Annotated in this window: 8 protein-coding genes; 7 read left to right on the forward strand and 1 reads right to left on the reverse strand. The window is 58.8% G+C overall.

What is annotated here, in order from left to right:
• The 3 genes from eno to ispD all read left to right on the forward strand — a co-directional run.
• Positions 1-1,108, forward strand: a 1,108-nt coding sequence (gene eno, locus ACIPIZ_RS26015) for a phosphopyruvate hydratase (RefSeq protein ID WP_401168265.1), incomplete at its 5' end; no start/stop codon positions are given.
• A gap of 171 nt (positions 1,109-1,279) precedes the next feature.
• Positions 1,280-1,558, forward strand: a complete 279-nt coding sequence (ftsB, locus tag ACIPIZ_RS26020) for a cell division protein FtsB (RefSeq protein ID WP_007908838.1) — start codon at positions 1,280-1,282, stop codon at positions 1,556-1,558.
• A complete protein-coding gene (gene ispD, locus ACIPIZ_RS26025; RefSeq protein WP_105707348.1) occupies positions 1,555-2,262 on the forward strand; it encodes a 2-C-methyl-D-erythritol 4-phosphate cytidylyltransferase in 708 nt (235 codons plus the stop codon). Before ftsB ends, ispD begins: the two co-directional genes overlap by 4 nt.
• Positions 2,263-2,341: 79 nt before the next feature.
• Here ispD and ACIPIZ_RS26030 read toward each other — a convergent pair whose 3' ends face one another.
• Positions 2,342-3,238: a LysR substrate-binding domain-containing protein gene (locus tag ACIPIZ_RS26030; protein WP_122662187.1), complete on the reverse strand. Its 897-nt coding sequence runs from the start codon at positions 3,236-3,238 to the stop codon at positions 2,342-2,344.
• Between the two features lie 117 nt (positions 3,239-3,355).
• On the opposite strand from ACIPIZ_RS26030, the gene ACIPIZ_RS26035 reads away from it, so the two are divergent.
• The 4 genes from ACIPIZ_RS26035 to truD all read left to right on the forward strand — a co-directional run.
• Complete coding sequence (locus ACIPIZ_RS26035; RefSeq protein ID WP_401168269.1) at positions 3,356-4,468, forward strand: S-(hydroxymethyl)glutathione dehydrogenase/class III alcohol dehydrogenase; 1,113 nt, start codon at positions 3,356-3,358, stop codon at positions 4,466-4,468.
• A gap of 65 nt (positions 4,469-4,533) precedes the next feature.
• A complete protein-coding gene (fghA, locus tag ACIPIZ_RS26040) occupies positions 4,534-5,379 on the forward strand; it encodes an S-formylglutathione hydrolase (RefSeq protein ID WP_105707353.1) in 846 nt (281 codons plus the stop codon).
• 43 nt (positions 5,380-5,422) lie between these two features.
• Positions 5,423-5,896 carry a 2-C-methyl-D-erythritol 2,4-cyclodiphosphate synthase gene (gene ispF, locus ACIPIZ_RS26045; protein ID WP_064393172.1) on the forward strand — a complete coding sequence of 158 codons (474 nt, stop codon included), beginning with the start codon at positions 5,423-5,425 and terminating at the stop codon, positions 5,894-5,896.
• Positions 5,893-6,899: tRNA pseudouridine(13) synthase TruD (truD, locus tag ACIPIZ_RS26050; protein ID WP_401168272.1), on the forward strand; the 1,007-nt coding region annotated here is incomplete at its 3' end. The genes ispF and truD, both read left to right, overlap by 4 nt.

Genomic DNA, 6,899 nt, shown 5'->3' on the forward strand with positions numbered 1-6,899 from the left:
CATGGGCGTGCTAAACGCGTTAGCAAACATCAAGGGTCCGATCCGCGATCTGCTGCTGGGCACCGACCAAAGCGACCAGAAAGCCCTGGATCACGCGATGATCAAGCTCGACGGTACCGAAAACAAAGCGACCCTGGGCGCCAACGCCATCCTCGCCGTGTCCCTGGCTGCGGCCAAGGCTGCTGCGCAGGATCAGGACCTGCCGCTGTACGCACACATCGCCAACCTCAACGGCACGCCGGGTGTCTACTCGATGCCGGTACCGATGATGAACATCATCAACGGTGGCGAGCACGCCGATAACAACGTCGACATCCAGGAATTCATGGTGCAGCCGGTTGGCGCCAAGTCTTTCTCGGAAGGTCTGCGCATGGGCACCGAGATTTTCCATCACTTGAAAGCTGTGCTGAAGGCCCGTGGCCTGAGCACTGCCGTTGGCGACGAAGGCGGTTTCGCACCAAACCTGGCGTCCAACGAAGACGCGCTGAAAGTGATCTCCGAAGCTGTCGCCAACGCCGGTTACAAGCTGGGCACCGACGTGACCCTGGCACTGGACTGCGCGGCAAGCGAGTTCTACGAAGACGGCAAATACAACCTGTCCGGCGAAGGTCAGGTGTTCACCGCTGAAGGTTTCGCCGACTACCTGAAAGGTCTGACCGAGCGTTACCCGATCATCTCGATCGAAGACGGCCTGGACGAGTCCGACTGGGCTGGCTGGAAGATCCTTACCGACAAGATCGGCGAGAAGGTTCAACTGGTGGGCGACGATCTGTTCGTGACCAACACCAAGATCCTGAAAGAAGGCATCGATAAAAAGATCGCCAACTCGATCCTGATCAAGTTCAACCAGATCGGCACCCTGACCGAAACCCTGGAAGCCATCCAGATGGCCAAGGCTGCCGGTTACACCGCAGTGATCTCGCACCGTTCCGGCGAAACCGAAGATTCGACCATTGCCGACCTGGCTGTGGGCACCTCGGCTGGCCAGATCAAGACCGGTTCGCTGTGCCGTTCCGACCGCGTTTCCAAGTACAACCAACTGCTGCGTATCGAAGAGCAGTTGAATGGCAAAGCCAAGTACAACGGTCGCAGCGAGTTCCGCGGCTGAGTACCAACTGATAAAAGGACACCGGATTGTGTCGAAAAAGTCGTGACAGCGATGGATTTGCCACTAATCTGATGCCTTAAAGCACAAGCCTGGATCTTTCCAGGCTTCGTGCTATCAGATGCTTCAAAGTTTTGGCGTGGCTGTCTTTTTTCACTGGATACCTGATATTCGATGCGCAGTCCTTACTGGTTGTTTCTCGTTTTGCTCCTGCTGCTGGCCGGTCTGCAGTACCGCCTGTGGGTGGGCAATGGCAGTCTGGCGCAGGTCGCCGAGCTGAATCAGCAGATTGCTGATCAACACGCCGAGAACGAGGGTTTGCTGGAGCGCAACCGAGTGATGGACGCTGAAGTCAGCGAGTTGAAGAAAGGTATGGAGACCGTTGAAGAACGGGCTCGTCACGAGCTGGGCATGGTCAAGGACGGCGAAACCCTTTACCAGTTGGCCCAATGATCAATTCCCTGCCGGCCTTCTGGGCCGTGATTCCTGCCGCGGGCGTCGGTGCCCGAATGGCCGCGGACCGTCCCAAGCAATACCTGCAACTGGGCGGGCGCACAATTCTCGAACACAGCCTCGGCTGTTTCCTCGATCACCCAAGCCTCAAGGGTTTGGTGGTCAGTCTTGCTGTTGATGATCCTTATTGGCCGAATCTGGCCTGCGTCAGCGACTCGCGTATTCAGCGCGTTGAAGGCGGGGCCGAGCGTTCTGGCTCGGTGCTCAATGCCTTGCTGCACCTGCATGCGCAGGGTGCCGATGATGAAGATTGGGTACTGGTGCACGATGCGGCACGACCGAATCTGAGTCGCGAAGATCTCGACAAGTTACTCGATGAACTGGCGGATGATCCGGTCGGCGGATTGCTCGCAGTGCCTGCGCGCGACACCTTGAAACGGGTCGACAAGCACGGTCGGGTGGTGGAAACCGTCGATCGCAGTGTGATCTGGCAGGCGTATACACCGCAGATGTTTCGCCTCGGTGCGTTGCATCGGGCGTTGGCGGACAGTCTGGTTGCGGATGCCGTGATTACTGACGAAGCGTCGGCGATGGAGTGGGCGGGGCTGAAGCCGCGACTGATCGAAGGGCGCGCGGATAACCTCAAGGTTACCCGGCCGGAAGATCTCGAATGGTTGCGCCAGCGTTGGGCGAATCGCCGCTAAAAGATCGCAGCCTTCGGCAGCTCCTACATGGGATTGCATGCCTCTGTAGGAGCTGCCGAAGGCTGCGATCTTTTGCTTTTCAACCTCGATACTCCGGCCGCTCAGCCAACCCCACCTTCAAAAAATCCACCAGCTTGCGCACCTTCGGCGACAAATGCCGCTGCTGCGGATACAGCGCCCACACCGCCGTATTCGGCGGCTGATGCGCCTCCAGCAACGAAATCAACGCGCCACTGTGCAGATGCTCCAACACGTAATAATCCGGCAACTGACACAGCCCGACGCCCTGTAACGCCGCATCCAGCACCGCCTGCCCACTGTTGCAACGCCAGTTTCCCTGCACGCGCTGAGAAAACTCCCGCCCATTCTGCTCAAGCTGCCAGATGTCCGAGCTGCCGATCAGGCAATTATGCCGGCTCAGTTCCGACAAACTGTGTGGGCGGCCATACCGCTCAACGTAGGACGGTGACGCGCAGAGAAACATCCGACGAGGCGCCAGCCGCGTCGCGACCAACCGCGAATCCTGCAGCCGCCCCAAACGAATAGCCAGGTCCAATCCTTCATGCACCAGATCGAGCTGGCGGTTGCTCAATTCGATATCGATGCGCAGCTGCGGATAAAGCCCCATGAAACGCGTGACCAGCGGCACGATGAAGCGTTCGCCGTAAGCCACCGCGCAGGTCATGCGCAGCATGCCTTTCGGTTCGCTGGTCAGATCGCCGACCGCTCGCAACGCCTCTTCGCGACCGTCCTGCAAGCGTTGGCAATGTTGCAGAAAGGTTTGCCCCGCCTCGGTCAGTGTCACGCGACGGGTACTGCGATAAAGCAGACGCGTCTGAAGCCGCTCCTCCAATCGTACGATTTGTCGGCTGACATGGGAGGAAGAAACCCCAAGGCGCTCGGCAGCGGCGGTGAACTGGTTGCATTCGGCAACGGCGACGAACTCGTCGATACCTTCCCAGCGATTTTCGGACATCGGGATTATCCCTGTATGGCAATAATGTTTTGCTTTTGTCCTGATTATTCATCGTAAGGCCATGTATTACACTCCTTGTCTGGTTTTTTTATTCAATGGATTCACTGGAGAGTCAGCATGATCAAGTCGCGCGCCGCCGTTGCCTTCGAGGCCCAAAAGCCGCTGGAAATCGTAGAAGTCGATGTCGCCATGCCCAAGGCCGGTGAAGTGCTGCTGCGCGTGGTGGCTTCCGGGGTTTGCCACACTGACGCCTACACCCTGTCCGGCGCGGATCCGGAAGGCATCTTCCCGTCGATCCTCGGTCACGAAGGCGGCGCCATCGTTGAAGCGATCGGCGAAGGCGTGACCTCGGTTGCCGTCGGCGATCACGTGATTCCGCTGTACACCCCGGAATGCGGTCAGTGCAAATTCTGTAAGTCGGGCAAGACCAACCTGTGTCAGGCGATTCGCGCCACTCAGGGCAAAGGTCTGATGCCGGACGGCACTTCGCGTTTTTCTTACAAAGGCGAAACGATTTTCCACTACATGGGTACTTCGACGTTCTCGGAATACACCGTGTTGCCGGAAATCTCTGTGGCCAAGATCTCCAAGGATGCACCGCTGGAAAAGGTCTGCCTGCTCGGCTGTGGCGTCACCACCGGTATCGGTGCCGTGCTCAACACCGCCAAGGTCAAACCGGGTGACACCGTGGCCATCTTCGGTCTGGGTGGTATCGGCCTGTCAGCGGTGATCGGCGCAGTGAAAGCCAAGGCTGCGCGCATCATCGCCATCGACATCAACCCGGCCAAATTCGAGATCGCCAAACAACTCGGCGCAACCGACTGCGTGAACCCGAAAGATTTCGATCGTCCGATCCAGGAGGTGATCGTCGACATGACCGATGGCGGCGTCGACTTCTCCTTCGAGTGCATCGGTAATGTGCAACTGATGCGTGCAGCCCTTGAGTGCTGTCATAAAGGTTGGGGCGAATCGGTGATCATCGGTGTCGCCGGTGCCGGCCAGGAAATCGCTACCCGTCCGTTCCAGTTGGTGACCGGTCGCGTCTGGCGTGGTTCGGCATTCGGCGGTGTTCGTGGTCGTACCGAATTGCCAAGCTACGTCGACATGGCCCAGAGCGGCGAGATCCCGCTGGATACGTTCATCACCCACACCATGGGCCTGGAAGACATCAACAAGGCGTTCGACCTGATGCACGAAGGCAAAAGCATCCGTACCGTCATTCATTTCTGATCAATCGTTGGGACATGGCAGCAATTCGTGAAGGCTTGTTGCCGTGACCGCGTAGGAGTCTTTACATGAGTCTGGAAAACATCTCCTGTCAGAAGAGTTTCGGCGGTTGGCACAAACGCTATCGCCATCGCTCCGACGTGCTCGGCTGCGACATGGTGTTTGCTGTGTACCTGCCACCGCAGGCGGAGCAGGGCGGAAAACTGCCGGTGCTGTACTGGCTGTCGGGCCTGACCTGCACCGATGAAAACTTCATGCAGAAGGCTGGCGCGATGCGCATGGCCGCCGAACTGGGTTTGATCATTGTCGCCCCGGACACTAGCCCGCGTGGACCGGATGTACCGGGTGATCCGGATGGCGCGTGGGATTTCGGTCTAGGCGCCGGGTTCTATCTGAATGCCACGCAGGAGCCTTGGTCGCGCCACTATCGGATGCATGACTATGTCGTGCAGGAATTGCCTTCACTGGTTGAGGCGCATTTCCCCGCTTCGGACAAACGCAGCATCAGCGGCCACTCCATGGGCGGCCACGGTGCGTTGGTCTGTGCGTTGCGCAATCCGGGTCGCTATCAATCGGTGTCGGCGTTTTCGCCGATCAACAATCCTATGGATTGCCCATGGGGGCAAAAAGCCTTTTCCCGTTTCCTGGGCGAAGACCGTTCGAAGTGGAAGGAGTGGGATGCCTGTGCGCTGATCGCCGAAGCGCACGAAAAACTGCCGCTGCTGGTCGATCAAGGCGATCGCGATGACTTCCTCGCTACCCAGCTCAAACCCGAAGCCTTGCAACAAGCAGCAAAACAAGCGGGCCATCCACTGACGTTGCGCCTGCAACCGGGCTACGACCACAGCTATTTCTTCATCTCAAGCTTCATAGACGACCACTTGCAGCATCACGCACGCGCCCTGCGCGGTTAATGCAGGTAGAATCACGCCCTGACAAAAATCGGGGCGTTTTTTTATGCGTATTGGCCACGGCTACGATGTGCACCGTTTCGCTGAAGGCGATTTCATTACTCTGGGCGGCGTGCGCATCGCACACAGCTTCGGGCTGCTCGCTCATTCCGACGGTGACGTCCTGCTGCACGCCTTGAGCGATGCCTTGCTCGGCGCTGCGGCGCTGGGTGATATCGGCAAACACTTCCCGGACACCGACCCGCAATTCAAGGGCGCCGACAGTCGTGCGCTGCTGCGTCATGTGGTCGCGCTGATCCATGGCAAAGGCTGGAAGGTCGGCAACGTCGATAACACCATCGTTGCCCAGGCGCCAAAAATGGCGCCGCATATCGAATCGATGCGCGCGCTGATCGCGGCGGATCTTCAAGTTGAGTTGGATCAAGTGAACGTGAAAGCTACCACCACCGAAAAGCTTGGCTTTGTCGGTCGCGAAGAAGGCATTGCCGTGCACTCCGTTGCCTTGTTGCTGCGCGCATGAACGAACTGCAATTGCTCGGCCCGCGTGCTTATGGCGAACCTCTCGGCAGCGCAGTACTGAAAGCTATCGCTGAAGATTTCCAGGTCGATGAAGTGCTCGATATCCCGTTCAGCGGCGACGGCGAGCACCTGTGGATCTGGGTCGAAAAGCGTGGCCTCAACACTGAAGAAGCCGCTCGGCGTATCGCCAAGGCTGCCGGCGTGCCGCTGCGTACCGTCAGCTATGCCGGCCTCAAGGATCGTCAGGCGCTGACCCGCCAATGGTTCAGCGTGCAACTGCCGGGCAAGGCTGATCCGGACCTGTCGGCGGCGGAAAACGATACGCTGAAGATCCTCAAGACCACTCGCCATAAACGCAAGCTGCAACGCGGTGCGCACTCGGCCAACGGTTTCACCTTGCGCCTGACTCAGTTCACTGGCGATAAAGACGCGATTGAACAACGTCTGCAACTGATCGCCCAGCAAGGCATCCCCAATTATTTCGGCGCCCAGCGTTTCGGCCATGACGGCGGTAACGTCGTCGATGCGCGTTCGTGGGCAGCGCGTAAAGCCTTGCCGGAGCAGCGCAACGTGCGTTCGCGTCTGCTGTCGACGGCGCGCAGCTTTCTCTTCAACAAAGTGCTGGCGGCGCGTGTGGCTGATGGCACTTGGCAAAAAGCTCAGGTTGGCGATCTGCTGGCGTTCACCGACAGCCGCAGCTTTTTTCCGGCCGGTGAAGCTGAATGCAGTGACCCGCGCCTGGCGATTCTCGATCTGCACCCGACAGGTCCGCAGTGGGGCGAAGGTGACTCGCCGACCGCAGGCGCTGTCCATGAACTGGAGCAGGAAATTGCCGCCGGTGAAGCCGAGCTGCGAGATTGGTTGATTCACGCCGGCATGAGCCACGAACGTCGCATCCTGCGGCTGCCCATTGGCGAGTTGACGTGGCATTATCCCCAGCCTGACATTCTGCAACTGGAATTCGTCCTCCCGGCCGGATGCTTCGCCACCGTATTGGTGCGCGA

Origin of the sequence: Pseudomonas sp. NPDC087690, assembly GCF_044743175.1 — a bacterium.
Taxonomy (GTDB): Bacteria; Pseudomonadota; Gammaproteobacteria; order Pseudomonadales; family Pseudomonadaceae; genus Aquipseudomonas.

Excerpts from the sequence above, each read along its gene's own strand:
- ftsB (WP_007908838.1), top strand. The coding sequence starts at position 1,280 with ATGCGCAGTCCTTACTGGTTGTTTCTCGTTTTGCTCCTGCTGCTGGCC.
- ispD (WP_105707348.1), top strand. The coding sequence starts at position 1,555 with ATGATCAATTCCCTGCCGGCCTTCTGGGCCGTGATTCCTGCCGCGGGC.
- ACIPIZ_RS26030 (WP_122662187.1), bottom strand. The coding sequence starts at position 3,238 with ATGTCCGAAAATCGCTGGGAAGGTATCGACGAGTTCGTCGCCGTTGCC.
- ACIPIZ_RS26035 (WP_401168269.1), top strand. The coding sequence starts at position 3,356 with ATGATCAAGTCGCGCGCCGCCGTTGCCTTCGAGGCCCAAAAGCCGCTG.
- fghA (WP_105707353.1), top strand. The coding sequence starts at position 4,534 with ATGAGTCTGGAAAACATCTCCTGTCAGAAGAGTTTCGGCGGTTGGCAC.
- ispF (WP_064393172.1), top strand. The coding sequence starts at position 5,423 with ATGCGTATTGGCCACGGCTACGATGTGCACCGTTTCGCTGAAGGCGAT.